Source organism: Streptomyces sp. NPDC046881 (genome assembly GCF_040645015.1).
In the GTDB taxonomy this organism is placed as follows: domain Bacteria; phylum Actinomycetota; class Actinomycetes; order Streptomycetales; family Streptomycetaceae; genus Streptomyces.
Genome location: NZ_JBEYXJ010000003.1, coordinates 142,152 through 166,503, shown reverse-complemented (window position 1 = coordinate 166,503; position 24,352 = coordinate 142,152). Strand labels below are relative to the sequence as shown.

19 protein-coding genes are annotated in these 24,352 nt (G+C 73.0%); 11 read left to right on the top strand and 8 right to left on the bottom strand.

The features are described 5' to 3' along the window. The first annotated feature begins 207 nt into the window (after positions 1 to 207). A complete protein-coding gene (locus ABZ923_RS03375; RefSeq protein ID WP_361466154.1) occupies positions 208 to 1,197 on the top strand; it encodes a helix-turn-helix domain-containing protein in 990 nt (329 codons plus the stop codon). 37 nt (positions 1,198 to 1,234) lie between these two features. Here ABZ923_RS03375 and ABZ923_RS03370 read toward each other — a convergent pair whose 3' ends face one another. From ABZ923_RS03370 to ABZ923_RS03340, 7 genes are all read right to left on the bottom strand, one after another. Then, complete coding sequence (locus ABZ923_RS03370; RefSeq protein WP_361466151.1) at positions 1,235 to 2,449, bottom strand: GDSL-type esterase/lipase family protein; 1,215 nt, start codon at positions 2,447 to 2,449, stop codon at positions 1,235 to 1,237. A 152-nt stretch (positions 2,450 to 2,601) separates the two neighbouring features. Beyond that, positions 2,602 to 3,105, bottom strand: a complete 504-nt coding sequence (locus ABZ923_RS03365) for a methylated-DNA--[protein]-cysteine S-methyltransferase (protein ID WP_361466148.1) — start codon at positions 3,103 to 3,105, stop codon at positions 2,602 to 2,604. A gap of 71 nt (positions 3,106 to 3,176) precedes the next feature. After that, positions 3,177 to 4,574, bottom strand: a complete 1,398-nt coding sequence (locus ABZ923_RS03360) for an AlkA N-terminal domain-containing protein (RefSeq protein ID WP_361466146.1) — start codon at positions 4,572 to 4,574, stop codon at positions 3,177 to 3,179. Positions 4,575 to 4,653: 79 nt separating this feature from the next. Then, complete coding sequence (gene rsgA, locus ABZ923_RS03355) at positions 4,654 to 5,748, bottom strand: ribosome small subunit-dependent GTPase A (protein ID WP_361466143.1); 1,095 nt, start codon at positions 5,746 to 5,748, stop codon at positions 4,654 to 4,656. A gap of 256 nt (positions 5,749 to 6,004) precedes the next feature. Next, the gene (locus tag ABZ923_RS03350; protein WP_361466140.1) at positions 6,005 to 7,486 is read right to left on the bottom strand and encodes a cellulose binding domain-containing protein; all 1,482 of its coding nucleotides are present in this window, start codon (positions 7,484 to 7,486) and stop codon (positions 6,005 to 6,007) included. Between the two features lie 239 nt (positions 7,487 to 7,725). Next, on the bottom strand, positions 7,726 to 9,084 hold the full coding sequence (locus tag ABZ923_RS03345; protein ID WP_361466137.1) for a radical SAM protein: 1,359 nt from the start codon (positions 9,082 to 9,084) through the stop codon (positions 7,726 to 7,728). A gap of 58 nt (positions 9,085 to 9,142) precedes the next feature. Continuing rightward, positions 9,143 to 9,817: a pyridoxamine 5'-phosphate oxidase family protein gene (locus ABZ923_RS03340; RefSeq protein WP_361466135.1), complete on the bottom strand. Its 675-nt coding sequence runs from the start codon at positions 9,815 to 9,817 to the stop codon at positions 9,143 to 9,145. A 158-nt stretch (positions 9,818 to 9,975) separates the two neighbouring features. Between ABZ923_RS03340 and ABZ923_RS03335 the strand changes: the two genes are divergently transcribed. The 10 genes from ABZ923_RS03335 to ABZ923_RS03290 all read left to right on the top strand — a co-directional run bounded on the left by ABZ923_RS03335 (position 9,976) and on the right by ABZ923_RS03290 (position 23,600). Next, complete coding sequence (locus ABZ923_RS03335; protein ID WP_361466132.1) at positions 9,976 to 11,238, top strand: FAD-binding protein; 1,263 nt, start codon at positions 9,976 to 9,978, stop codon at positions 11,236 to 11,238. A 143-nt stretch (positions 11,239 to 11,381) separates the two neighbouring features. Next, positions 11,382 to 12,626 (top strand): ROK family transcriptional regulator, encoded by a 1,245-nt coding sequence (locus ABZ923_RS03330; RefSeq protein ID WP_361466129.1) that lies wholly within the window; start codon positions 11,382 to 11,384, stop codon positions 12,624 to 12,626. 11 nt (positions 12,627 to 12,637) lie between these two features. Continuing rightward, complete coding sequence (locus ABZ923_RS03325; protein WP_361466126.1) at positions 12,638 to 14,530, top strand: glycoside hydrolase; 1,893 nt, start codon at positions 12,638 to 12,640, stop codon at positions 14,528 to 14,530. Between the two features lie 240 nt (positions 14,531 to 14,770). Continuing rightward, positions 14,771 to 16,033, top strand: a complete 1,263-nt coding sequence (locus ABZ923_RS03320) for a sugar ABC transporter substrate-binding protein (RefSeq protein ID WP_361466124.1) — start codon at positions 14,771 to 14,773, stop codon at positions 16,031 to 16,033. 20 nt (positions 16,034 to 16,053) lie between these two features. Beyond that, complete coding sequence (locus ABZ923_RS03315; protein ID WP_361466121.1) at positions 16,054 to 17,019, top strand: sugar ABC transporter permease; 966 nt, start codon at positions 16,054 to 16,056, stop codon at positions 17,017 to 17,019. Beyond that, positions 17,016 to 17,882: a carbohydrate ABC transporter permease gene (locus ABZ923_RS03310; protein ID WP_361466118.1), complete on the top strand. Its 867-nt coding sequence runs from the start codon at positions 17,016 to 17,018 to the stop codon at positions 17,880 to 17,882. Before ABZ923_RS03315 ends, ABZ923_RS03310 begins: the two co-directional genes overlap by 4 nt. A 12-nt stretch (positions 17,883 to 17,894) precedes the next feature. Next, complete coding sequence (locus ABZ923_RS03305) at positions 17,895 to 20,774, top strand: glycoside hydrolase family 2 TIM barrel-domain containing protein (RefSeq protein ID WP_361466116.1); 2,880 nt, start codon at positions 17,895 to 17,897, stop codon at positions 20,772 to 20,774. Positions 20,775 to 20,924: 150 nt separating this feature from the next. Further along, positions 20,925 to 22,241, top strand: a complete 1,317-nt coding sequence (locus ABZ923_RS03300) for a jacalin-like lectin (RefSeq protein WP_361466113.1) — start codon at positions 20,925 to 20,927, stop codon at positions 22,239 to 22,241. 65 nt (positions 22,242 to 22,306) lie between these two features. Next, positions 22,307 to 22,891 (top strand): WHG domain-containing protein, encoded by a 585-nt coding sequence (locus ABZ923_RS03295; RefSeq protein ID WP_361466110.1) that lies wholly within the window; start codon positions 22,307 to 22,309, stop codon positions 22,889 to 22,891. Further along, positions 22,884 to 23,600, top strand: coding sequence for an alpha/beta hydrolase (locus tag ABZ923_RS03290; protein ID WP_361466107.1), 717 nt, complete (start codon positions 22,884 to 22,886; stop codon positions 23,598 to 23,600). The genes ABZ923_RS03295 and ABZ923_RS03290 overlap by 8 nt, the downstream gene beginning before the upstream one ends. Here the strand turns inward: ABZ923_RS03290 and ABZ923_RS03285 are convergent. Continuing rightward, the gene (locus ABZ923_RS03285) at positions 23,534 to 24,346 is read right to left on the bottom strand and encodes an isocitrate lyase/phosphoenolpyruvate mutase family protein (RefSeq protein ID WP_361466104.1); all 813 of its coding nucleotides are present in this window, start codon (positions 24,344 to 24,346) and stop codon (positions 23,534 to 23,536) included. The genes ABZ923_RS03290 and ABZ923_RS03285 overlap by 67 nt on opposite strands. Positions 24,347 to 24,352: the final 6 nt, after the last annotated feature.

Sequence of the window (24,352 nt, the reverse complement as noted above, 5' to 3'; positions counted from 1 at the left end):
CTCGCGCACGTACGGGTCCGGGCCACGGTCCCCGACCGTCGGGGCACGGCGGTGAAACGTGTACACGGCCGCGCCCCCCCGGTGCTGCCACCTTGGCAGAGTCGCCACCGGTACGGCGATGATGGTCGGCGGCGGGTTTGCGCCGTGGCCGGTTTCCGCCAGGGTGCGCCCGCTTCCGTGCCGGTTCGCAAGGAGGGACGCAGGCCGATGCCGGCAGCGCTGGGGCTGGACGAGACGCACGAGGCGGCGTACCGGGCGCTGGTGTCCGTGGGCGCGGCCGACGTCGCCGATCTGGCGCGGCGCCTGACGCTGGCCGAGCGGGACACCGAGCGGGCGCTGCGCCGGCTGGAGCGGCAGGGACTCGCGGCCCAGGCCTCGGCGCGGCCGGGCCGCTGGGTGGCGGCACCGCCCGGGGTGGCGCTGGGCGCGCTGCTCGCCCGGCAGCGGCACGAGCTGGAGAAGGCCGAGCCGGCGGCGGCGCTGCTCGCGGAGGAGTACCGGGCGGCGGCGGCCGAGCCGGCGGTGCACGACCTGGTGGAGGTGGTGACCGGCGCCTCGGCGGTCGCCCAGCGCTTCCTCCAGCTCCAGCTGGGCGCGGCCGAGGAGGTGTGCGCGCTGGTCACCGGCGACCCGGTGGTGGTGTCCGGCACGGACAACGACGCCGAGGAGCAGGCGGCCGGGCGCGGGGTGCGCTACCGGGTGGTGGTGGAGCGCTCGGTGCTGGACCTGGCGGACGGGCTGACCGAGCTGACGGCGGCGCTCGGCCGGGACGAGCGGGTCCGGGTGGTGGACCGGGTGCCGACGAAGCTGGTGGTGGCCGACCGCTCGCTCGCGATGGTGCCGCTGACCTCGCGGACGACGGAACCGGCCGCGCTGGTCGTGCACGCCGGCGGGCTGCTGGACCTGCTCGCCGGGCTGTTCGAGTCGGTGTGGCGGGAGGCGCTGCCGCTGCGCCTGGACGCCTCGGGCGTGACCGAGCGGCAGCCGGACGGCCCCGACGCCACCGACCTGGAAATCCTCTCCCTGCTGCTGGCCGGCCTGACCGACGCCGGCGTCGCCGAACAGCTCGGCCTGGGCCTGCGCACCGTGCAGCGCCGGGTGCGCCGCCTGATGGAGCCGGCCGGCGTGACCACCCGCCTGCAGCTGGGCCGGCACGCCCGGGAACGGGGCTGGGTGACCCGGGACGACGCCCCCTGACCGGGCCCGGCCTGGTCACGGGCCGCGGCGGAGCCGCTCACCTGCCCGCCGAGCGCAGGGCGGGGGCGAGCTGCCGGCGGGTGAGGGCGTGATGGACCGTGTCGGCCACGACGGCCATGCCGGCGTCGTCGAAGTGCAGGTGGTCGCCGGGGTCGTAGGCGGGCAGGATGCGCTGGGGGTCGGCCGGGTCCCGCACGGCGGCGTCGGCGTCGGCGACCGCGTCGAACACGCCGCCGGCGCGGATGAGGGCGTTCACCCGCTGCCGTACCGCCTCGCCGGCGGCGGTCCACGCCGGGTAGCCGCGGTACGGGGTGAGGGTGACGCCGACGACCCGGATGCCGCGGGCGTGGGCGCGGGCCACCAGGGTCCGGTAGGCGTCCGCGAAGGCGGCGGCGTCGCTCGCCGGCGGGACGCCCTTGATGTCGTTGATGCCCTCGAAGACGACCAGCACCCGTGCCCCCGCCCGGTCCAGGGCGTCGGCCTCCAGGCGGGCCAGGGCGCTCGGCCCGGTGCCGTCGCGCAGCAGGCGGTTGCCGGCGAGGCCCGCGTTGAGCACGCCGAGCCGGTGCCGGGACAGCCGCCGGGCGAGCCGGTCGGGCCAGCGGCGGTTCGTGTCGGGGCTGGAGCCGTTGCCGTCGGTGAGCGAGTCCCCGAACGCGACGACGCTGCCGGCGGCGCCCCCGCGGACGTCGACGCCGGTGACGTAGTACCAGCGGCTGGTGGTCGCCGGGTACGCGCCGCCGTCCTCGTCGGCGGCCCGGCCGGCGCCGTCCCGGGCCAGGTAGCTGGTCTGCAGGGCGGTGCGGTGGTAGGTCGCGGGCCCGGAGTCGTCCGGCGTGTACACGGTGACGAGCAGGTCCGCTCCGGCGCGAACGGGCAGCGGCACCGGATCGGTGACCGTGTCCGCGCCCGGCGGGACCGTCGTCTCCGGGCCGCCCCGGAAGGTGGCGGTGCGCAGCGTGCCGGGCACGGCGGCGGCGCCGGAGGCCCGCAGCGCTACGGTGACCGCGCCGAGGTGCAGCGGGCCGGTGCCGAGCCGGTTGCTGAGCCGGACGCGGACGGCGGCGCCGCCGACGCTGAGGTGGACGACGTTGCGGACGGCGGCGCCGGGCAGCGCGGCCGCGGTTCCGGAGGGGGCGGTCTCCCAGCTGCCGGTCCAGGGCAGCGGGGCCGGTTCGGCGACGGTCGGCGCCGTCAGGCCCGGCAGCAGCGCCGGGAGGAGGACCGCCAGGCCCCGAACGACCCTGCCCATGTCTGCCCGCCCTTTCCCCGGGGCCCGTCGGGGACCGCCCCCGTGGCCCGTCGCAGCCGACGGTGCCACACGGCCGGGCCGCGCCGCCGGAGCGCCGGGGGCCATCCACCCGCTCGGCGCAACGCGGGGCGCCCCGCGGCGGGGACGGCCCGTCAGGCGAGCGCGCCCTCCAGGGTGAGCAGCCGGACCTTGCGCTCAAGTCCCCCCGCGTACCCGGTCATCGACCCGTTCGCGCCGATCACCCGGTGGCAAGGCCGCAGGATCAGCAGGGGGTTGGCGCCGATCGCCCCGCCGACGGCGCGAACGGCCGCGCGCGGCGCCCCGATCCGGGCCGCGATCTCCCCGTAGGTGACGGTGGCGCCGTAGGGCACCTCGTCGAGCGCGGCCCACACCCGCTGCCGGAACGCGGTCCCGGTCGCCCGCAGCGGCAGCCGGAACTCCTTCAGGTCACCGGCGAAGTAGGCGGCGATCTGCTCGGCGGCGGCGCGGAACGGCCCGGGGTCGTACCGCCAGTCGTCCTGGACGGTCCGCCCGCCCTTCTGCCCGGGCACGGACAGGGAGGTGAGCGCGCCGTCGGCGTCCGCGGTGAGCAGCAGCCGTCCGACGGGGGCGTCCAGGTGGGTGCAGTAGACGACGGGCACGGGCGGGAGGGTCATGGGACGGGTCTTCCTCGGGTGGGTGGTCGGCGGACGGGTCGTCGCCGGTTGCGTGGTCGTCGGCTCGGTCGTCACGGGATCGGCTCGCCCGCCACGCGCAGGTGCTGGACGGCGTACGAGCGCCAGGGCCGCCAGGCGTCGGGGAGGCCGGCGCCGGGCGGGGCGACGTCGGGGTCGCCGAGGGCGCGGACGCGCACGGTGGCGACGGTCGCCGGGTCCATCCCGGGCAGCGCGAGGAGGGCCTCCTCGGCGTCGTGCCGGTCGGCGCCCGGGTCCAGCCGTACGGTGCCGTCGGCGAGGGCGGCGGCGAGCGCGCCCAGCGGGCCGGCGGGCTCGGCCTCGGCGAGGACGGCGGGCTCCGGGAAGAGATGGGTGAGGCCGCCGTGGGGCGCGTCGAGCACCTTGCCGTACCGGCGCACCAGCTCCTCGGCGCCGTGCAGGCCGGCCAGCGCGCGTACGGCGGGCTCCAGCGGGTCCACGGCGCCGGGCGAGCGCAGTCCGGGCCGGGCGGCGACCAGCGGGGCGAGCCGGGGATCCGCGCCGAGCCGCTCGTCGACGGCGTACGGGTCGGCGTCCAGGTCGAACAGCCGGCGCAGCCGCTGCACGGCGGTGGTGAGGTCCCGGGGGTCGGTGAGCTGGATCCGGGCGTCGAGCCAGCCGCCCGGACGGGTGCAGGTGCCGGTCCGCGGGGTGCGGGCGCGTTCGTGGACGGCGGCGAGGGCCGTGCCGTACGGCAGCCGCAGGGTGCGCCGGTAGGTGCGGGCGCCGGGGGCGCCGGTCACCTCTTCGACGCCGGGTACGGCCTCCCGGGCGAGCTGGTCGAAGACGGCGGCGGCCTGGTAGGGGCCGCGGTGGGCGAGGCGGAGCGGGATGCCCGTGCCGGCGGCGGCCCGGCGGGCGGACCGGCTCCGGGGGGCGGTGGCCCGTACCTCGGTGGGGGTCGCGGCGTACACCTCCCGGACGGTGTCGTTGAACTGCCGCACGCTGGCGAACCCGGACGCGAACGCGATCTCGGTGACCGGCAGGTCGGTGGTCTGCAGCAGCACCCGGGCGGTGTGCGCCCGCTGCGCCCGGGCCAGTGCCACGGGACCGGCACCCAGCTCGGCGGTGAGCTGCCGCTGCACCTGCCGGGCGCTGTAGCCGAGCCGCGTGGCGAGCCCGGCGACACCTTCGCGGTCCACGACGCCGTCGGCGATCAGCCGCATGGCCCGGCCGACGACGTCCGCGCGGACGTTCCACTCCGCCGAGCCGGGCACGGCGTCCGGCCGGCACCGCCGGCAGGCCCGGAACCCGGAGCCCTGCGCGGCGGCGGCCGTCGCGAAGAACCGCACGTTGCACCGTTTCGGTGTGACCGCCGGGCAGCTGGGCCGGCAGTAGATGCCGGTGGTCTCGACGGCGAAGAAGAACACCCCGTCGAACCGCCCGTCCCGACTCCGCACCGCCTCGTACCTGCTGTCCTCGTCCTTCACGTGTTCCAGTGTGGGGCGGGGGCGAGGCACGGGCTAGCGGAAATCGGACGTGGAGGTGACGGCGCCGGCCGGAGTGCCCCTACGCCCACCGCCTCCGCTTCGCCTCCATGGCCGCCCGCCCCTGCGCCCCCTTCCGCTTCCAGTCCTTCTTGATCTCGGCCCGGAGCCGCGCGTCCGTCTTGGCCACGATCCACTGGTTCTCCCGCACCAGCTTCCGGTAGCTCGCCAGCCGCCGCTCGGGAAGCTCGCCGCTCTCCACGGCGGACCGCACCGCGCACCCCGGTTCCGTCTCGTGCGCGCAGTCGTGGAACCGGCAGCCCTCGGCCAGCTCCTCGATCTCGGAGAACACCTGCCCGACACCGGTCTCCGCGTCGAAGAGGCCGACACCGCGCAGCCCGGGGGTGTCGATGAGCACCCCGCCGGAGGGCAGCGCGAGCAGGTTGCGGGTGGTGGTGGTGTGCCGTCCCTTGCCGTCGACGTCCCGGGCCGCCCGCACGTCCATGACGTCCGCGCCGACGAGCGCGTTGGCCAGCGTCGACTTGCCCGCGCCGGACTGGCCGAGCAGCACGCTCGTACCGGAGCCGACCAGCGCGACGAACACGTCCAGCCCGTCGCCGTACAGGGCGCTGACCGGGAGCACGGGCACGCCGGGCGCGCTGGTCTCCACGTCCTGCACGAGGTGGGCCAGGGTGACCGGGTCGGGCACGAGGTCGGCCTTGGTGAGGACGACGACGGGCTGGGCGCCCGATTCCCAGGCGAGGGCGAGGAAGCGTTCGACGCGGCCGAGGTCGAGTTCCACGGCGAGGGACACCGCGACCACGGCGTGGTCGATGTTGGCGGCGAGGATCTGCCCCTCGGACCGCTGGGAGGAGGTGGAACGGACGAACGCGGTGCGGCGGGGCAGGTACGCGCGCACGTACCGGGGGTCGCCGCCGGGGTCGACGGCGACCCAGTCCCCCGTGCACACGACCTTCATCGGATCGCGGGGCACGACGAACTCGGTGTCGGCGCGGACGACTCCGTCCGCGGTGACGACGTCGCACTGGCCGCGGTCGACCCGGACGACCCGGCCGGGCAGCAGCCCGTCGGCGGCGTGCGGGGCGAACGCGTCGGCCCATGCCTCGTCCCAGCCGTAAGGAGCCAGTGCGGAGAACACAGCAGAGGTGGAAGTCAAGGGAGACCCTTCACAAGGGTGGCCCCGGGCAGGCGCGTACGGTGCGCGGTCGGTTCAGCCGGCGGCCACGGAGGTGGACTTGATGAGTTCCTGGATGAGGGCAGCGCCCAGCACAGTGACAGCCATCGGTCGACACCTCCTCGTGCTCGCTCGCGCGTGCGCACACCACCTCGGCGTGCGGGGCAACTCTAGCCCGGGGGCGGGCCGGTGCGTCAACGCGTTTTCCGCACGGCCCGGCCGGGTCTGGGTCCGGGTCTCAGCCCAGCGTGCAGGGCGCGCCGTTGAGGGCGAAGGCGCGCGGGGTCCGGTTCGCGTCCGTCCAGGTGCCGAGGAAGCCGAAGGACAGGGTGCCGTGGGCGGCGACCGTCTTGTTGTAGTCGGCGGCGGTGGCGGTGACCCGGGAGCCGTTCTGGTGGACGGTGGCGTCCCACATCTGGCCGACCTGCTGGCCGTCGCGGAACGTCCAGGCCACCTCCCAGCCGCTCAGCGCCCGGTCGGTGGTGACGGTGACGGTGGCCTGGAAGCCGTCGGGCCACTGGCTGTCCAGCTCGTAGGCGACCCGGCAGCGGGCCGACCGGGTGGTGGCGGAGGCGCTCGGGGTGCCCGCGGGGTGGGTGACGGAGGTGGTGCCCTGGGGTTCGGGGTCCGGTTTCCTCCGGCCGGGCGTGCCCTCGGTGCGGGGCGCGGAGGGCGGGGCGGTGGCGGAGGGCGAGCCCGTGGCGGTGGGGCGGGGCGCGGAACGGGAGACACCCGGGGCGGCGACCGGCTGCCGGTCGTCCTGGGCGGCGGCGGTGTCGCCTCCGGAACCGCCGAAGGGCATCATCGACACCCCGAGCGCCAGCGCCGAGAGCAGCACCGCGGCGGCGAGCAGTCCGCCGCGCAGGACACGGCTGCGGCCCGTGCCCTCCTCGTCGTCGCCGGGGTCGGTGCCGCCCGGCCGGCCCGCGCCGAGCCGGACCTCGGTGGCGCGGCGGCGGCGCTCCAGGTAGGCGAGGCCGCCCCAGCCGATCACTCCGCCGGCCAGCGCGGCGGGCAGTCCGCCGCCGTGCAGCCGCAGACAGGCGGCGGCCTCGGCGCACTGCACACAGGTGGCCAGGTGCCGGGAGAGGTCGCCGGGGGTCTCCGCGGCGGGCGAGCGGGTGACCGCGTCCAGCAGCCGGGCGTAGCTGCGGCACTGGGCGTCCATCGGCGAGTCGAGGTGGGCGCGGTGGCAGCGGTCCCGGAACAGGGTGCGGACCTGGTCGAGTTCGTCGGCGACGGTGGCCGCCTCCAGGCCGAGCCGGCGGGCCACGGCCGGCAGCGGCAGCGCCTCCACCTCGGCCAGCCAGAGCAGCGCGGCGTCCGCCTCCTGCATGTCCCGCAGGCCGCGCAGGGCGACCGGGCGCTGCAGCGGCGGCCCCGAGAACCGGGCGGCGCTCCCGGAGTTGAGCCACAGCCGCAGCTCGGGGTCGAGTTTGTGGCCCTGCCCGCCGGCCTCCCAGGCGGCGGCGGTGGTGCGTACGGCGGTGAGCAGCGCCGGGATCACCGGCAGCCGCGCGGTACGGCGGCCCGCGCCGCGCACGTGGGTGCTCGCGGCGGCGCGGACCTCGCGCATGCCGAGCGTGAACGCCTCGGTCGCCAGCTGATGGGCCGTCAGGGACCCGGAGGTGCACAGGTCCGCGTACGAGAGCACCGCGTCCCAGCACTCCGAGAACAGTGCGCTCTCGGTGTCGTCCTGGGGGGTCGGCAGGTCGGGCATGGGACTCCTGCATCCACGAGCGAGGGCAACTCACCAAAGGAAAAAGGGAGTTGCGGGGAACCTCGCGGCAGGGCACAGAGCCTTTCACGTCCTCGACACAACTGACAAGCGGCCTGTTCAGATCCGGCTACCGACGGTGGCGGCGCGGAAGCGCGTCGCGACGAGACCCCAACTCCGGCCTCTGGTACGGACGCGGACGCCGTTTCGATCAGCGGCGCGGGGTCGCTCCCGGCCCGCCGTCACACCCGGACCGGCGCCTCCGACCCGCCCTCCCGGGCCGTCGGCTCGTCGGCGGGCAGGCTGTCCATGAAGGAGCTGACGGAGAACACCGCGCGGCCGGGTCCGGGCGGGCCGTAACCGGGCGGGGAGGACAGGCCGAAGTCGTCCATCGTCTGCCGGTAGGCCTGCAGCAGCCGGATGTGGTACTCCAGCGGGGCGCCCTGCGGGTTGGCCTTGCCGAGCGGGGTGGTGGGCTCCGGGCACCAGGTGGTGAACCGGGGCGTGATGCCGTGCGACATGAAGAACCGCAGGCCCTCGGTGGTGGAGGCGATGGCCTCGTCGACGGTGGTGAAGCCGAACGGCTCGGCCATCTCCACGCCCGCAACGAAGTTCGGGATCACGTTGCGCGCGCCGAACACCTCGGCGGAGTCCAGGATCCGGCGGTGCCACTCGTCCCGGCCGACGTACCGCTCCTTGCCCGGGCAGTACAGCTCGAACAGCCGGCGGTCCCACACCTCGAAGTTGGGGTGGTAGATCTGCACGCCGTAGTCCTTGAACCGCTGCACGTCCGCCTTGGGCAGCGCCTGCGCCACGACCTTGCCGATCCAGCGGCCCGGGAAGCGCTCCTCGATGGCCTTGGCGTAGTGGCCGTAGAAGTCGGCCTCGTCGCGCCCGGCGACCGTCTTGGTGATGGCGCCGCCGGTGAGGGTGTAGGCGGTGGAGGCCCTGGCGGTGTCGTACCGGTCGATGATCTCCAGCGCCTCCAGCACCTCCTCGACGTCCTTCACCCCGGTGTACGGGCGTCCGGCCGCCTTGTGCTGGCGCCAGTTGTGGTTGATGTCGCAGTACTGGCACTCCTCCTTGGCGCCGAAGTACTGGCAGACCCGGAAGACGGTGAGGTAGATCAGGTAGCCCCACTGGATGGTCGGGGCCACCTCCATCACGGACTTGCCGTTGGAGAGGGTGTGCCGGTAGTACTCCGGCATCGGCGGCACCCCGACGTCGGCGATGCGCCGCCCGTCGAGGTACAGCCCGAGCAGCCCCTCCTCGTCGGCGGCGACCCGGTACGGCGAGGCCGGGTTCACCCGGACGGAGACGACCGTGCGCCGCAGGTCGTACGGGCCGCCCGTCAGGATGATCTCCTCCGGCGGCCGGCGCAGCGCGGCCTCGCCCAGCTCGGGCAGGGTGCCGTGGTCGAAGGAGAAGATGAAGTACGACTTCGGTTTGACGTCCCCGGCCGCCTCGTTGGCGGTGTCACTCAGCGCGGATTCGTCGAAGGCGAGACCGCCCCGGAGCAGGTCCTCCTTGAAGACGGCCTCCCGCGGCACCTGCGGAAACCGCTCCATCAGATCCTCGACCAGCGCGGTACGACTGCCCATTCGTCTGTCTCCTCCCGGCTCAGGCGTACGTCTTACACCGTATGCCCCCGCTTGCGGCTCAACCGTGCCGGGTCCCCGCCCGGCGCGCGACGTGTTCCGGTACGGCGGTCCCGGCGGGCAGCGCCGGGTCGGGGTCCGGGGTGCCCCAGACCGTGGTCAGCGGCAGGACCCCGGCCCACAGACCGAGAGCCGCGTCGGGTCCGTCGCCGTCGTCCGGGGCGCCGGTGCGGATCTTGACGGAGGCCTCCTCCAGGGAGAGGGCGAGCAGGGTGGTGGCGGCCAGCTCCTTGCGGCTGGGGCGGCGGGCGTAGGCCCACTGGCCCGGCGCGCTGTGCTCGGTGAGCCGGCGCAGGCCCTCCAGCTTCTCCGCGGGATCGGTGACCGTGCGGGCCGCGCCGTGGATCATGGCGCTGCGGTAGTTGACGCCGTGCTCGAAGACGGACCGGGCGAGCACGAGCCCGTCCACGTGGGTGACGGTCACGCACACGGGGGCGTCCCCGCCGAGGCTGCGGCTGGCCACCGATCCGTGGAGGTAGAGCCACCGCTCGTCGCGCCCGTAGACCGTGGGCACGACCACCGGCCGCCCGTCGACCAGCACGCCGAGATGGCAGACGAAGCCGGCGTCGAGGATCGCCTCCAGCTCGGCCCGCTCCAGCCGGCCCTGCTCGCGCAGCCGACGGTGACGGGTGCGGTCGGTGACGGGCAGACGGGCGGGGAGCGGATCATGATTCATGAGTGGAAAAGTACCGATCCCGCGCTCAGATGGCCAGGCGATTTTCGTATTCGTCGGTCGAAGGGCGATCGAACGACGAAATCCGCAGTTCGGCTCCCGGTGGAACCGGGAGGGATGAGAGGGTCGGCGGGGACGTACTCTTCGGGAGGGACGCACGCATGACAGGGACGGCCGAGACCGCTGGGACGGTCACCAACTGGGCGCGCACCATCACCTACACCGCGCGCGAGTTCCACCGTCCGCGCACGCTCGACGCGCTCGCGGCCACGGTGGCTCGAAGCACGCGGGTGCGGGTACTGGGCAGCGGGCACTCCTTCAACCGGATCGCCGATCCGGGCGCCGAGGGCGTGCTGCTGTCCACCGCGGGTCTGCCGCCGGCGACCGAGGTCGACACCGCCGCGCGCACGGTCCGGGTGTCCGGCGGGGTCCGCTACGCCGAACTGGCCCGCACGGTCCACGCGCACGGCCTGGCCCTGCCCAACATGGCGTCCCTGCCGCACATCTCGGTGGCCGGTTCGGTGGCGACGGGCACGCACGGCTCGGGCGTGGGCAACGGCCCGCTGGCGTCGGCGGTCCGCGAGGTGGAACTGATCGTCGCGGACGGTACGACGGTGACGATCGACCGGGACGACCCGCGGTTCGACGGCGCCGTGACCTCCCTCGGCGCGCTGGGCGTCGTCACCGCGCTCACCCTCGACCTGGAACCGGCGTACGAGGTGGAGCAGCGCGTCTACACCGAACTCCCCTTGGCCGGCCTGGACTTCGAGGCCGTGGCGGCCGCGGGGTACAGCGTCAGCCTGTTCACGGACTGGCGGGAGCCGGGCTTCCGGCAGGTGTGGGTCAAGCGGCGCACCGACCGGCCGGCGGTGGACTTCCCGTGGGCGGCGCCCGCGGCCGGGCCGCTGCATCCGGTGCCGGGCATGCCCGCGGGGAACTGCACCGAGCAGCTCGGGGTGCCGGGGCCGTGGCACGAGCGGCTGCCGCACTTCCGGGCGGAGTTCACGCCGAGCAGCGGGGAGGAGATCCAGTCGGAGTATCTGCTGCCGCGGTCGACGGCGGTCGATGCGCTGTATGCGATCGACGGCATACGGCATACGATCGCCGGTGTACTGCAGACCTGTGAAGTGCGTACGGTCGCCGCCGACCCGCAGTGGCTCAGCCCGGCCCACGGACGGGACTCCGTCGCGCTGCACTTCACCTGGATCCGGGATGAGGCGGCGGTGCTGCCGGTGGTGCGCCGGCTGGAGGAGGTGCTGGAGCCGTTCGGTCCGCGCCCGCACTGGGGGAAGGTGTTCGGTATCCCGTGGGCGGTACTCCGTGGACGGTATACACACCTCGCCGACTTCCGTACCCTCGTCCGCTCACTGGATCCCGTAGGCACGTTCAGCAACGCCTTCGTACGGGACCTGCTCGGCGACTGACGGCCCGCACCCGGCGGCGGACTTTCTCCAGCCCCTTTCCTAACCCCTTGTCGAAACTCTCTCCCAGCCCATAGCCTGACGCCGCGCCGGTGCCGACCCGCCCGGCCTGGACTGGTCCGGACGGGACGGGAGGGGCAGCCGCGTTGAAGCGCACATCACGTGACATCCGCACCGCGAACCGCTACGAGGTGCTGCGCCAGATCATCGCCGAGTCTCCCACCTCCCGGCAGGAGCTGGCCGCGGCCACCGGGCTGAGCCTGGCCACCGTGGCCACGCTCGTCGGCGAGCTGCTGGACCTCCGCATGATCACCGAGGTCGGCTTCGAGGACTCGGCCGGCGGCCGCCCCCGGGGCCTGGTCGCGGTCAACGCCTCGGGGGGCGCGTTGATCGGCGTGGACATCGCGGAGACGTACGTCCACGCCGAGCTGTTCGACCTGGCGCTGAACGTGCTGGCCCGGGCCGACGAGGACATGCGGCCCGGTGAGAGCCGGCCCGAGCAGGTCGTCGGGCATGTCGCCGCCGCGGTCGGCTCGGTGGTCGCGCAGGCCGGCGTCGAGGCAGCCCGGGTGCTCGGCGTCGGAGTGAGCGTGCCGGGCCAGGTGGACCGGGACACCGGGATCGCCGAGTACGCGCCCAACTGGAACTGGCACGACGTACCGCTGCTCGACCTGCTCGCCGAGCACATCGCCTACCCGCTGCACCTGGACAATCCGCTGCGCGCCTGCGCGGTGGCCGAGCTGTGGTTCGGGGCGGCGCGGGGCCGCGGGGACGCCGTGGTCGTGAACCTCGGCACCGGGGTCGGCGCCGGTCTGGCCCTCGGCGGCGGTCTGCACCGGGGCGTGAGCAACAGTGCCGGCGAGTGGGGCCACACCACCCTGGTGCTGGACGGCCGGCTGTGCCACTGCGGCAACCACGGCTGTGTGGAGACGTACGTCGGAGCGCCCGGCATCATGCAGAACCTGCGCGAACTCGATCCGCGCTCACCCTTGTTGCACCCCGAGGACCAGACCGCCACCATCGACGCGCTGGCCCGCGCGGTCGCCGCCGACGACCCGGTCGCGCTCAAGGTCGTCCGGGACACGGCCCGTTACCTCGGTGCGGGCATCGCCGATCTGATCAACCTCCTCAACCCCGAGGTCGTCGTGCTCAGCAGCTGGGTGGCCGCCCGGCTGGGCGAGCCGCTGCTCGGGGAGGTCCGTCAGGCGGTCGCCCGGCACGCCCTGCGCCGGCCATGGGCCGCCACCGAGATCGTCCTCTCCCCGATCCCCACCGACCCGGTGTCCCTCGGCGCGGCCACGTTCGCGCTGGAAGGGGCGCTGCAGTCCGTCGGGCAGAGGGCCGCGAAACGCACCACCGCAGTCAGGAGCCGTACCGCACCGCCTTCATGACGACGGAAGGGATGCACGTGTCTCACCCCTGCACCACTCGGCCCCGCACCACTCGGCCCCGCAGCACTCGGTTCCGCAGCAGGAGGTCGCCGCTGCTCACCGCCTCGGCCGCGCTGGCGGTCACCGGAGCCCTGCTCACCACCCCGCCCGCCGGTGCCGCCGGTCCCGCGACCGCCGCCGAGGTCTCCCCGCGCGCCGCGCAGACCATCGACAACATCGGTGCCTCCGGAGCCTGGTGGGTCAACGACCTGAAGAACTTCGACCCCGGGGTCCGGGCCCGGCTCGCCAAGCTCCTGTTCTCCAAGGACGGCCTGGCGCTCAGCTCGTACCGGTACAACATCGGCGGTGGCGGCACCGGGGTCACCTACGCGCCGCGCGCCCCCGAGGACTTCCTGAAGCCGGACGGCGGTTACGACTGGAGCAAGGACGAGGCCGGCCGCTACTTCCTCCGCGCCGCCGCCGAGTACGGCGTCAAGGATCTGATCGGCTTCGTCAACAGCGCGCCCGCGCGGTGGAAGACGAACGGCAAGAGCTGCGGCGGCTACCTGAAGGCGGAGAACGAGCAGGACTTCGCGAAGTACGTCGCGGACGTCACCGGTCACTTCGCGAAGCAGGGCGTGCGGCTGGACTACATCAGCCCGTTCAACGAGCCGACGAACAGCTTCGACTCGTGCGGCCAGGAGGGCATGCTCGTCGACGTCGGCCGGCGCGACGACATCGTGCGCGCGCTGGGCGCCGAGCAGCGGGCCCGGCACCAGAAGACGACCATCATCGCCGACGAGTCGACCAGCACGGTGAAGTTCAACTCCGAGGTCCCGCAATGGATCTCGCAGCCGGGCACGGCCCGGTACGTCGCCAAGCTGGCCCATCACACGTACGACAACCCGGGCGACGCCGACCGGGCGAGGGTGTACGAGACGTCCCGCGCGGCCGGCATACCGTCCTGGTCCACGGAGATCTGCTGCTTCGGCAAGGGCGGCACCGGCTGGGCACAGGAGTACGACCCGACGATCGACGGCGGGCTGAACCTGTCCCGGATCATCTACAAGGACCTCGCGACCGCCCACGACTCGGCGTTCCAGTGGTGGGTGGCGCTGTCGGAGATGATCGGCAGCGACCCGAACGCCCGTAACGACGAGGGCTGGAACGACGGTCTGATCTACTACGACCCGGCGTACGCCACCAACGGCAACCAGACCCTGTACTTCACCAAGCGCTACTACGCGCTCGGCCAGTACAGCAAGTTCGTACGGCCGGGCGCGGTCCTGCACGACGTGACCGGGGTGCCGGACGGTGTGGAGGTGTCGGCCTACGATCGCAACGGCACGTGGGTCGTGGTGGTGAACAACCACAACGCCACCGACACCGCCCTGGACCTGCACTTCAACAGCGGGACACCGGTGCGGGCCCGGCAGGCCGTGCGGACCTCCGCCGGTGAGAACTGGGCGCGGGTCGCGAAGCCGTCGGTCGCGCGCGGCACCATGTCCGCGACGCTGGCACCGCGTTCGATCACGACGTACGTCCTGGACCACACGGGGCACGGCAGTACCGCGCTGACCGGTGCCCTGGTCGGCGGTCAGTCGGGCAAGTGCCTGACGGCCGACGCCTCGGGCGCGGCGATCGCCGGCTGCACGGGCGCGGACGGGCAGTCGTGGTCGTACGACGCGCGGGGCACCCTGAAGGGCGCGAACGGCTATCTGACGGCGGCGGGTTCGGGTCTGACGACGTCGGTCTCGTACCGCGGTGACGGCACCCAGCGGTGGCTGCTGAACGCCAACGGGCAGATCGTGAACGAGGCGTCGGGCCGGTGCCTGGACGTCAGCGGGCAGGCGACGGCGGACGGCAGCGAGGTCATCCTCTACAGCTGCTCCGGCGGCACCAACGAGGCCTGGACCAGGCGGTAGCGCGACCGTTCTCCCCCGGCCCGGGGCCGCCGGCCACGCCCCTGACCCGGCGGCCCTCATCTCGCGCGCCCTGCACGCCTGTTCGTGATCCCGAACCGTGCACAACAACTCGCACGCACTTCGTCCAACCCCTTGCCGAAGGCTTAGCCGAAGGTTAGCGTCCCGCACCACGCGCCCTTCGGATCATCCGGCCGCCGGGGGCGGGAGCCGCAGTCGCCTCGAACAGAGAAGGACGTCAGCATGTCGGCACAGAGCAGCACCTGGGACCGCCGTTCGATACTCCGGGCCGCCGCGGGCCTCGCCGCCGCCGGCTCGCTCGCCGCGTGCGGCAGCAACAACGGCCGGGGCGGCGGCTCCGGTTCGGGCAAGCGGCTCGTGCAGTACTTCCACGCGTACGGCGAGGCGGGCACCGAGCAGGCGATCAAGCGGTACGCGAAGGCGTACCCGAAGGCCGACGTGACCACGCAGTGGATCACCGGTTCCAACTTCGAGAGCAAGCTGTTCGCGTCCCTGCTGACCGAGCAGGCGCCGGACCTGTTCGAGTTCCACCCGCAGATCCAGCTCGTCAAGAGCGGTCAGGTGGCCGACCTGACGGACATCATCGAGCCGGTCAAGGACGACTTCAACGAGGCCGACATCCGGTCCCACACGGTCGACGGCAAGATCTACGGCGTCCGGATGATCGACGACCCGCAGTTCTTCTTCTACCGCAGGTCGCTGCTGGAGAAGGCGGGCGTCGAGCCGCCGCAGACGCTGGACGAGCTGATCGAGGCCGCCGCCAAGCTCACCACGAGCAAGGTCAAGGGCCTGTTCCTCGGCAACGACCTGCACGCGGTGATCAACCCGCTGATCTGGTCGGCCGGCGCCGACACCCTGAACGAGAAGAACGAGATCGCCTACCACACGGACGGCGTGGTCGCGGGCCTGAAGCAGATGCGCAAGCTGTTCACCAGCGGCCACCTGCTGCTGGACGCCCCGGCCGACTTCTGGGACCCCTCGGCGCTCAACCAGGGCCTGTGCGCGATCCAGTTCTGCGGCATGTGGGCCATGCCGCAGTTCCAGCAGGCCCTCGGCGACGACCTCGGCATCATGCCGTTCCCGAAGGTCGGCGACGCGGGCAAGCCGTCCGTCTACAACGGCGGCTGGTCGATGTTCGTCAACGCCAAGGGCAGGAACGTCGACGCGGCCATGGAGTACGTCAAGTGGCTGTGGATCGACCGGAAGAAGTACCAGGAGGACTGGGCGACCTCCTACGGCTTCCACATCCCGCCGCGCACCTCCATCGCGCAGTCGGCGGGCAAGCTGAAGTCCGGCCTGCCGGCCGAGGGCGTGCAACTCTTCAACCAGTACGGGCACTTCGACAACATCGGCTGGACCCAGGCGATGATCACCGCCACGGAGAAGGTGTTCGCCGACTGCGTCCGCAAGGGCGATGACCCGGAGGCCGCGCTCGACCGCTGCGACAAGACGGTCGACGCCGAACTGAAGAAGCTGTTCGGATAGGCCGCCGGACGGATCACGACATGTCGACGACCACCACCCGCGGTGTCGCGAGCCCCGCCCCGGCCAAGGCCGCCGGGGCCCGGCCGCGGCGGAGGCTGCGGGGCAGCCGCACCTTCAACTTCTGGCTCTTCACCAGCCCGTTCCTGATCGGGCTGATCGTCTTCGTCTACGTGCCGATCGGCTGGAGCCTCTACCTCAGTTTCTTCGAGGCCCGCTTCACGGTCACCCCCAGCGACTTCGTCGGCCTGGGCAACTACCGGGAGGTCCTCTCCGACACCGGGTTCATGGGCGCGCTCGGCACCTTCACCGTCTTCGCCGCCTTCATCGTGCCCACCACCTGGGCGGTCTCCCTGGGCCTCGCCCTGCTGGTGAACCGGCTGCGCTTCATGCGGGCGTTCTACCGGTCGGTGTTCTTCCTGCCGACCGCGTGCAGCTACGTCGCCGCCTCGCTCATCTGGAAGATGTCCCTCTTCAACGGCGTGCGCTTCGGCCTGGCCAACACGGTGCTCGGCCTGTTCGGCGTCGACAACATCGCCTGGCTCGCCAACCCCGACCCGCCCTGGTACTGGCTGGTCATCATCACCGCCCGCCTGTGGCTGCAGTCCGGCTTCTACATGATCCTGTTTCTGGCCGCGCTGCAGAACATCCCGCAGGAGCTGTACGAGGCCGCCGCCATCGACGGCGCCAAACGCGGCTGGCAGACCTTCCGCCACATCACGCTGCCGCAGCTGCGGGCCACCTCCACGGCCGTGATCCTGCTGCTGCTCGTGGCCGCCTACCAGGCCTTCGACGAGTTCTTCAACCTGCTGTCCAAGACGACCTGGGGCCGGCCCCCGCTGGTCGAGCTGTACTACACCGCCCTCGGCCAGGACCAGAACTACGGCAAGGGCAGCGCCGGAGCCGTGGTGCTGACCGTGCTGATCTGCGTCGTCACCCTGTTCCAGGGGAAGATCATGGGCTTCGGAAGGGGTGAGGAGTCCAAGTGACCACCACCGCACCCGACGTCCCCAAGCGCGCCCGGCGCGGCGGGACGATGAGCTCCACCGGCCTGTACATCGCCACCAGCGTCGCCGCGCTGCTCTTCCTCATCCCCTTCTACCTGCTGATCCGCAACGCCCTGTCCACCGACCCGGAGATCACCGGCGAGAACTGGAAGTTCTTCCCGACCCACATCCAGTGGAGCAACATCACCGAGCCGTTCGACGATCCGACGGTCGACTTCGGCCGGTCGATGGGGAACTCACTGGTCGTCGGCATCCTGCATACAGTCGGCACGCTGCTCGTCTGCTCGCTGGCCGGATACGCCCTCGCCCGCATCCCCTACCGGCACGCCAACAAGATCTTCTACGGCGTCCTGGTGACCCTCATGGTCCCGGCCGCGGTCACCTTCGTCCCCAGCTTCGTGCTGGTGTCGTCCGTCGGCTGGGTGGACAGCTACCGGGGCCTGATCGTTCCGGGGCTCTTCAGCGGTTTCACCTGCTTCCTGTTCCGGCAGTACTTCCTCGGGTTCCCGAAGGAGCTGGAGGAGGCGGCGCGCGTGGACGGGCTCGGCCACTGGGGCGCGTACTGGCGTGTCGTGGTGCCGAACTCGCTGAACTTCTTCGCGGCGATCGCCACCATCACCTTCATCAACGGCTGGAACGCCTTCCTGTGGCCGCTGGTCATCGGCCAGGACCCCAGCGCCTGGACCGTCCAGGTCGCCCTCTCGTCGTACATGACCAACCAGACCGTCAACTACCACCTGATCTTCATGGCGACCGCCATCTCGATCCTGCCCCTGCTGTTCGTGTTCCTCTTCCTCCAGCGCTGGCTGGTGCAGGGGATCGCGCAGACCGGCATCAAGGGCTGAGCTAGGAGACCGATGTCTTTGCGCACGACCACCGCCTACGTCGAGGACGTCTCGCCGGACTCCGGGGCGCTGCCGCCCCGCGCCTGGTACGCGTCCTCCGACGCCAAGTCCCTCTCCCTCAACGGCAGCTGGCGCTTCCGGCTGTCGGACACGGCCGACGCCGAGGACGACTCCTTCGCGGCGCAGGGGTACGACGCCGGTGACTGGGCGCAGGTCACGGTCCCCGGCCACTGGGTGCTCCAGGGCCACGGCTCCCCCGTCTACACCAACCACCTGTACCCGTTCCCGGTCGACCCGCCCCGGGTGCCGACCGAGAACCCGACCGGCGACCACCTGCGCGTCTTCGACCTGCCCGCGGACTGGCCGGCCGACGGCGCCGCCGTGCTGCGCTTCGACGGCGTGGAGTCCTGCGCCCGGATCTGGCTGAACGGCACCGAACTCGGCGACTTCAAGGGCTCGCGGCTGCCGCACGAGTTCACGGTCGGCCATCTACTGAAGACTGTAGGCAATGTACTGGCGGTCCGTGTCCACCAGTGGTCGGCGGGCTCCTACCTGGAGGACCAGGACCAGTGGTGGCTGCCGGGCATCTTCCGGGACGTCACCCTGCTGCACCGCCCCGCGGACAGCGTCCAGGACTTCTTCGTCCACGCCTCGTACGACCACCGGGCCGGCACCGGCACCCTCCGCGTCGACTCCGACGTGGCGGGCCGGGTCACGGTCCCGGACCTCGGCATCGACGTCGCCACCGGTGAGCCGGTGACCGTCCCGGCCGAGCCGTGGACGGCGGAGACACCGCGGCTGTACGACGGCGTGCTGGCCACCGGGGGCGAGCGGGTGCCGCTGCGCATCGGCTTCCGCACGGTGGAGCTGTCCGACGGCCTGATCAAGGTGAACGGCCGCCCGCTGCTCTTCAAGGGCGTCAACCGGCACGAGTGGCATCCGGAGCGGGGCCGCGCTCTGGACCTGGAGACGATGCGCGAGGACGTGCTGCTGATGAAGCGGCACAACATCAACGCCGTCCGCACCTCCCACTACCCGCCGCACCCGGCCTTCCTCGACCTGTGCGACGAGTACGGCCTGTGGGTGATCGACGAGTGCGACCTGGAGACGCACGGCTTCACCGAGCAGGGCTGGCGGGACAACCCCGTCGACGACGACCACTGGACCCCGGCCCTGCTCGACCGGGCGGCCCGCATGGTCGAACGGGACAAGAACCACCCGTCGGTCGTCGTCTGGTCGCTCGGCAACGAGGCGGGCACCGGCCGGGGCCTGACCGCGATGGCCGAGTGGATCCGCGGACGGGACGGCACCCGGCTCGTCCACTACGAGGGCGACCCCGGCTGCCGTGACACCGACGTCTATTCGCGGATGTACGCGCACCACGCCGAGGTCGAACGGATCGGCCGGGGCCTGGACGGCGGCCCGCACAGGCGCCGCACACTGCCGTTCATCCTCTGCGAGTACGCCCACGCCATGGGCAACGGACCCGGCGGACTCGCCGACTACCAGCGGCTGTTCGAGGCCCACGACCGGCTCCAGGGCGGCTTCGTCTGGGAGTGGATCGACCACGGCATCGCCCACCCGGACCTGGGATACGCCTACGGCGGCGACTTCGGCGAGGAGCTGCACGACGGCAACTTCGTCTGCGACGGCCTGCTGTTCCCCGACCGGCGGCCCTCCCCCGGCCTGGCCGAGTACAAGAAGGTGATCGAGCCGGTCACCCTCACGGCCGACGGCACGGACAGCGCGGCCGGCACGGTCCGCGTCACCAACCGCTACGACTTCACGGACCTGTCGGCGCTGGCCTTCTCGTGGTCGTACGAGGTCGAGGGCGAGACCGTGGACTCCGGCACCCTGCCGGTGTCCGCGCTGGCGCCCGGCGAGTCCGCCGACGTCAAGCTGCCGGCCGCACCGGCCGGGGCACCGGCCGGCGAGGCGCACTGGACCGTCCGGGCGGCCCTCGCCTCCGACGCCTCGTGGGCGCCGCGGGACCATGTCGTCGCCTGGGGCCAGATCCCGGTGTCGCCGCGCCGCGTGCCGCACGTCGCCGCGACCGCCCGGCCGGCACCGGACGACGGGACGATCGCGCTCGGTCCCGCCGCGTTCGACGCCCGGACCGGGGCGCTGCGGACGATCGGCGAGGTACCGGTCACCGGTCTGCGGCTGGACGTGTGGCGGGCCACCACCGACAACGACGACGGCGCCGCCTGGCAGAGCGACCTGCGCTACGGGCTGCTGTGGCGCAAGCTCGGCCTGCACCGGATGCGGCACCGTCTGGACGCGGTCGAGGTGGGCGAGGAGGCGCTGACGGTCCGCACGCGGGTGGCGCCGGCCGCCTCGGAGCTGGGGCTGTCGACGGTATACCGCTGGACGTCGGACGGAGACCGTATCCGGTTGACCGTATCCACCATCCCGGACGGCGACTGGACCGTCCCGCTCCCCCGCCTCGGCATCCGCTTCGGATTGTCTACAGCCGACCGTGTGCAGTGGTACGGCGGCGGTCCGGGCGAGGCGTATCCGGACACCAGGATGGCGTCTACGGTCGGCCGTTGGCAGTCGACCGTAGACGATCTGCAGACGCCGTACGTCCGCCCCCAGGAGAACGGCGCCCGTATGGACGTCCGCTGGGCGGAACTGGGCGGCCTGCGCATCGAGGGCGACCCGGTGTTCTACCTCACCGCCCGCCGCTGGACCACCGAGCAGCTGGACGCCGCCGCCCACCGCAGCGACCTGGTGCCCGGTGACACGGTCTGGGTCAACCTGGACCACGGCCAGCACGGCATCGGTTCCCAGTCCTGCGGCCCGGCCCCACTCCCCCGGTACCACCTGCGGGCCGAACCGGCGGAGTTCTCGTTCGTCTTCTCCCCGTCCGGTACCGCCGGGACCGGTTGACCGGCACAGCTCCGACGGCGTTCGCGGCCGGCCCTCCTCCGGGCCGGCCGCGGTCGCGCCGGGCACGCGTCCCCACTGTTCGCGCAAGCGTTTTCCCCATGCCCCTTCCCAGCCCACCACATTGACGTGAACATGGCAAACATGCGACCCATGGGACGACTTCTCGGCGCTCTCGCCGCCGGCCTGCTGACCGTGTCGGGGCTCACCGCCACCGCCGGTACCGCACACGCCGCCGGTTCAGGGAGCTTCAGTGTCTTGACGTACAACGTGGCCGGGCTGCCGGAAGGCCTCAGCTCCAGCCACCCGGCCGCCAACACCCCGCTGATCTCACCGCGGTTGGCGGGCTACGACATCGTCAACGTCCAGGAGGACTTCAACTACCACGCGGCGCTCTACGCCGGCGACCACCACCCCTACCGCTCCGCGACCAGCGGCGGCGCGGGCATCGGCGACGGCCTGAACACCCTGTCCGACCTCCCCTTCGAGGACTTCGAGCGGGTGAGGTGGAAGGACTGCACCGGCACCAACTGCCTGACCCCCAAGGGCTTCACCCTGGCCCGCGTGCGACTCGCCGAAGGCGTCTACGTCGACCTGTACAACCTGCACCCCAACGCCGACGACACCGACGACGCCCTGGCCGCGCGCCGCGCCAACATCGCGCAGCTGTCGGCGTTCATCCGGGCCAACTCGGCGGGCAACGCGGTCATCGTGATGGGTGACACCAACACCCGGTACACCCGCGCCGGCGACACCATCCGGACCCTCGTCGACGACAACGGCCTGACCGACGCCTGGGTGCGGCTGGCCAAGGGCGGCACGGCCCCCGCCCAGGGCGCCGATCCGCTGCTGTGCCCGGCGTCCGCGCCGCCCGACGACTGCGAGGTGGTCGACAAGGTCCTCTACCGCGGCAGCGACCTGGTCTCCCTGACGGCGACCCGCTACCACGACGAGTGGGCGGGGTTCCTGGACGCGGCCGGCGGCAACCTCTCCGACCACTTCCCGCACACCGTCGACTTCTCCTACACCCTCGACCCGAAGCTCCGGGCGAGCGACTTCTTCGGCGGCCCGCACGGCACGGCCTTCAACGACGCCGACGACCTGCCGGCCGCCCCCGCCCCGCGCACCCTCACCCTGCGCGGCGGCACCCGTCTGGACGCCGTGTCCCTCACCCACGACGGCGGTACGGTCCTCGGCCACGGCGGCACGGGCGGTACGGCCGCCTCCCTCACCCTGGCCGCCGGGGAACACCTGACCTCGGTGAAGCTCACCGAGGGCCGGAAGGACGGCCGTACCCGCATCTTCTCGGCCGCCTTCGCCACCGACCGGGGCCGCACGCTCGCGGCGGGCACGGCGACCGGCGACAGCGCGACGTTCACCGCGCCCGCGGGCTGGCGGATCGTCGGCTTCACCGGCCGCTCGGGCACCGAGATCGACAAGCTGGGGGTGCTGTACGCGCCGATCGGCTGATGCGCCACGTCCCCCTTTCCTAGATGCTCTAGGCTGTAACCTAGACATCCAAGGGAGGTGGGCAGGTGGCCCGGGCGGGACTGAGCGCGCAGCGGGTGGTGGAGGCCGCCGCGGAGCTGGCGGACGAGGTCGGATTCGACCAGGTCGGCATCTCCGCGCTGGCCCGCCGCTTCGGCGTCAGGGACGCGAGCCTGTACTCGCACGTGCGCAACCTCCAGGACCTGCGCACCCGGCTGGCGCTGTACGCGGGCGGCGAGCTGATCGACCGGATCGCGGCGGCCGTGGCCGGCCGGGCCGGCAAGGAGGCGCTGACGGCGTTCGCCGGCGCCTACCGCGACTACGCCCTGCGCCACCCCGGCCGGTACGCCGCCACCCAGATCCGCATCGACCAGGCCCTGGTCGCCGACTCCCCCGCACTGCGCCGCACCGCACAGATCACCTACGGCATGCTGCGCGCGTACGGCCTGGAGGAACCGGACCTGACGGACGCGGTGCGCCTGCTGCGCAGCACCTTCCACGGCTACTGCGTCCTGGAGAGCGCGGGCGGCTTCGGCGCGGACCGGGACGTGACGGCCTCCTGGGACAAGGCGGTCGACGCCCTGCACCTCGCCCTCGAACACTGGCCCCGGGAGACGGAGAACGATGACTGACGCGCCGTACCACGACGTCACGGGCCGCGGCCCCGTACTGCTGCTGGTGCCGGGCGGGGCCGGGCACCCGATGGGCCTCGGGCCGCTCACCGAGCGGCTGGCCACGCGCTTCACCGTGGTGACGTACGACCCGCTGGGCCTCGCGCACGGCCGGCTCGGCCGGCCGGTCGCCGAACAGCGGGTCGCCGACTGGAGCGAGGGCGCGCGGCGCGTGCTGGAAGAGGTGCTGCCGGCGGGCGAGTCGGCGTACGTGTGCGGCACCAGCTCCGGTGGCATCGCGGTCCTGGACCTGCTGGCCCGGTACCCGGGCCGGCTGGCGCACGTGGTCGCGCACGAGCCGCCGTGCGTGACGGTCCTGCCGGACGGGGCGGCCCGGCGGGCCGAGCTGATCGAGCAGCTGGACGGGCCCCAACGGCCGCCCGCCGAGGGCGAGTCGGCGACTGCGATGGGGGTGTTCCTGGCCCGGGTGCTGCGCCCGTTCAGCGCGTACGCGCCCACCACGCCGCTGCCCGCGGACCGCCTCACGATCGCCGCCGGGACCGGCTCGCGCGGCCACCTGCTGCACCGTACGGCCGAGTTGCTGGCGGGACGGGTCGGGTGCGCCTTCGCCGAGTTCCCGGGCGGGCACCTCGGCACGCTGGATCACCCCGTGGAGTTCGCCGACGCGCTCGCCGAGACGCTGCGTCCCAGCGCGCGGACGTCGGCGTAGGACGGGGTCGTACCGCCCGGGGTACGCCCGGCCGCGATGTCGGCCACGGCGTCCAGGGCCGCGCCGAGCGCCCGCCGGTACAGCAGCGACCCCAGGCTGATCCGGCGCACGCCGAGGCCGGCGAGGTGGCCGACCGTGGGTCCGGTGGGCGTGTACAGCACGTTGAGCGGGACGGCGGTGTGCCGGACGAGGGCGGCGATGCGCGCGGGGTCGGTCAGGCCCGGTACGAACACCCCGTCGGCGCCCGCTTCCTGGTAGGCGTCGAGCCGGCGCAGGGTCTCCTTCTCGTCTCCGTCGCCCGACCAGTACGTGTCCGTACGGGCGTTGACGAACAGCCCCGGTACGGCCGCCTTCACCGCGGCGATCTTCGCCGCGTGCCGGCCGGCCGGGCCCAGGCCGTCCTCCAGGTTGATGCCGACGGCGCCGACGGCCCACAACTCCCGGGCCAGCCTGGCGACTTCGTCCGGGTCGTCGCTGAATCCGTTCTCGGCGTCGACGGAGAGGAGGTACGGCTCGGAGCCGAGAGTGACGGCGAGACGGACGGTGTGCTCGCGGGTCGCCGCCTCCGCGTCGGGCAGGCCGACGGCCGCCGCGACCGCCAGGCTCGTCGTGGCGACCGCCCGGAAACCCCGGGCGGCGAGGGCCGCGGCCGAGGCGTGGTCCCAGGCGTTGGGCAGCAGCAACGGCTCGCCCGGGCGGTGGTGGAGGCCGGCGAAGGAGGGGGCGGAGGCGGGCTCTGCGTTCATGCGGTC

Bases quoted from the DNA above. Each gene is read 5' to 3' on its own strand.
- ABZ923_RS03340 (WP_361466135.1), bottom strand. From the start codon at position 9,817: ATGAATCATGATCCGCTCCCCGCCCGTCTGCCCGTCACCGACCGCACC.
- ABZ923_RS03285 (WP_361466104.1), bottom strand. From the start codon at position 24,346: ATGAACGCAGAGCCCGCCTCCGCCCCCTCCTTCGCCGGCCTCCACCAC.
- ABZ923_RS03335 (WP_361466132.1), top strand. From the start codon at position 9,976: ATGACAGGGACGGCCGAGACCGCTGGGACGGTCACCAACTGGGCGCGC.
- ABZ923_RS03305 (WP_361466116.1), top strand. From the start codon at position 17,895: ATGTCTTTGCGCACGACCACCGCCTACGTCGAGGACGTCTCGCCGGAC.
- ABZ923_RS03300 (WP_361466113.1), top strand. From the start codon at position 20,925: ATGGGACGACTTCTCGGCGCTCTCGCCGCCGGCCTGCTGACCGTGTCG.
- ABZ923_RS03345 (WP_361466137.1), bottom strand. From the start codon at position 9,084: ATGGGCAGTCGTACCGCGCTGGTCGAGGATCTGATGGAGCGGTTTCCG.
- ABZ923_RS03325 (WP_361466126.1), top strand. From the start codon at position 12,638: ATGCACGTGTCTCACCCCTGCACCACTCGGCCCCGCACCACTCGGCCC.
- ABZ923_RS03315 (WP_361466121.1), top strand. From the start codon at position 16,054: ATGTCGACGACCACCACCCGCGGTGTCGCGAGCCCCGCCCCGGCCAAG.
- ABZ923_RS03320 (WP_361466124.1), top strand. From the start codon at position 14,771: ATGTCGGCACAGAGCAGCACCTGGGACCGCCGTTCGATACTCCGGGCC.
- ABZ923_RS03375 (WP_361466154.1), top strand. From the start codon at position 208: ATGCCGGCAGCGCTGGGGCTGGACGAGACGCACGAGGCGGCGTACCGG.
- ABZ923_RS03365 (WP_361466148.1), bottom strand. From the start codon at position 3,105: ATGACCCTCCCGCCCGTGCCCGTCGTCTACTGCACCCACCTGGACGCC.
- ABZ923_RS03370 (WP_361466151.1), bottom strand. From the start codon at position 2,449: ATGGGCAGGGTCGTTCGGGGCCTGGCGGTCCTCCTCCCGGCGCTGCTG.
- ABZ923_RS03290 (WP_361466107.1), top strand. From the start codon at position 22,884: ATGACTGACGCGCCGTACCACGACGTCACGGGCCGCGGCCCCGTACTG.
- ABZ923_RS03350 (WP_361466140.1), bottom strand. From the start codon at position 7,486: ATGCCCGACCTGCCGACCCCCCAGGACGACACCGAGAGCGCACTGTTC.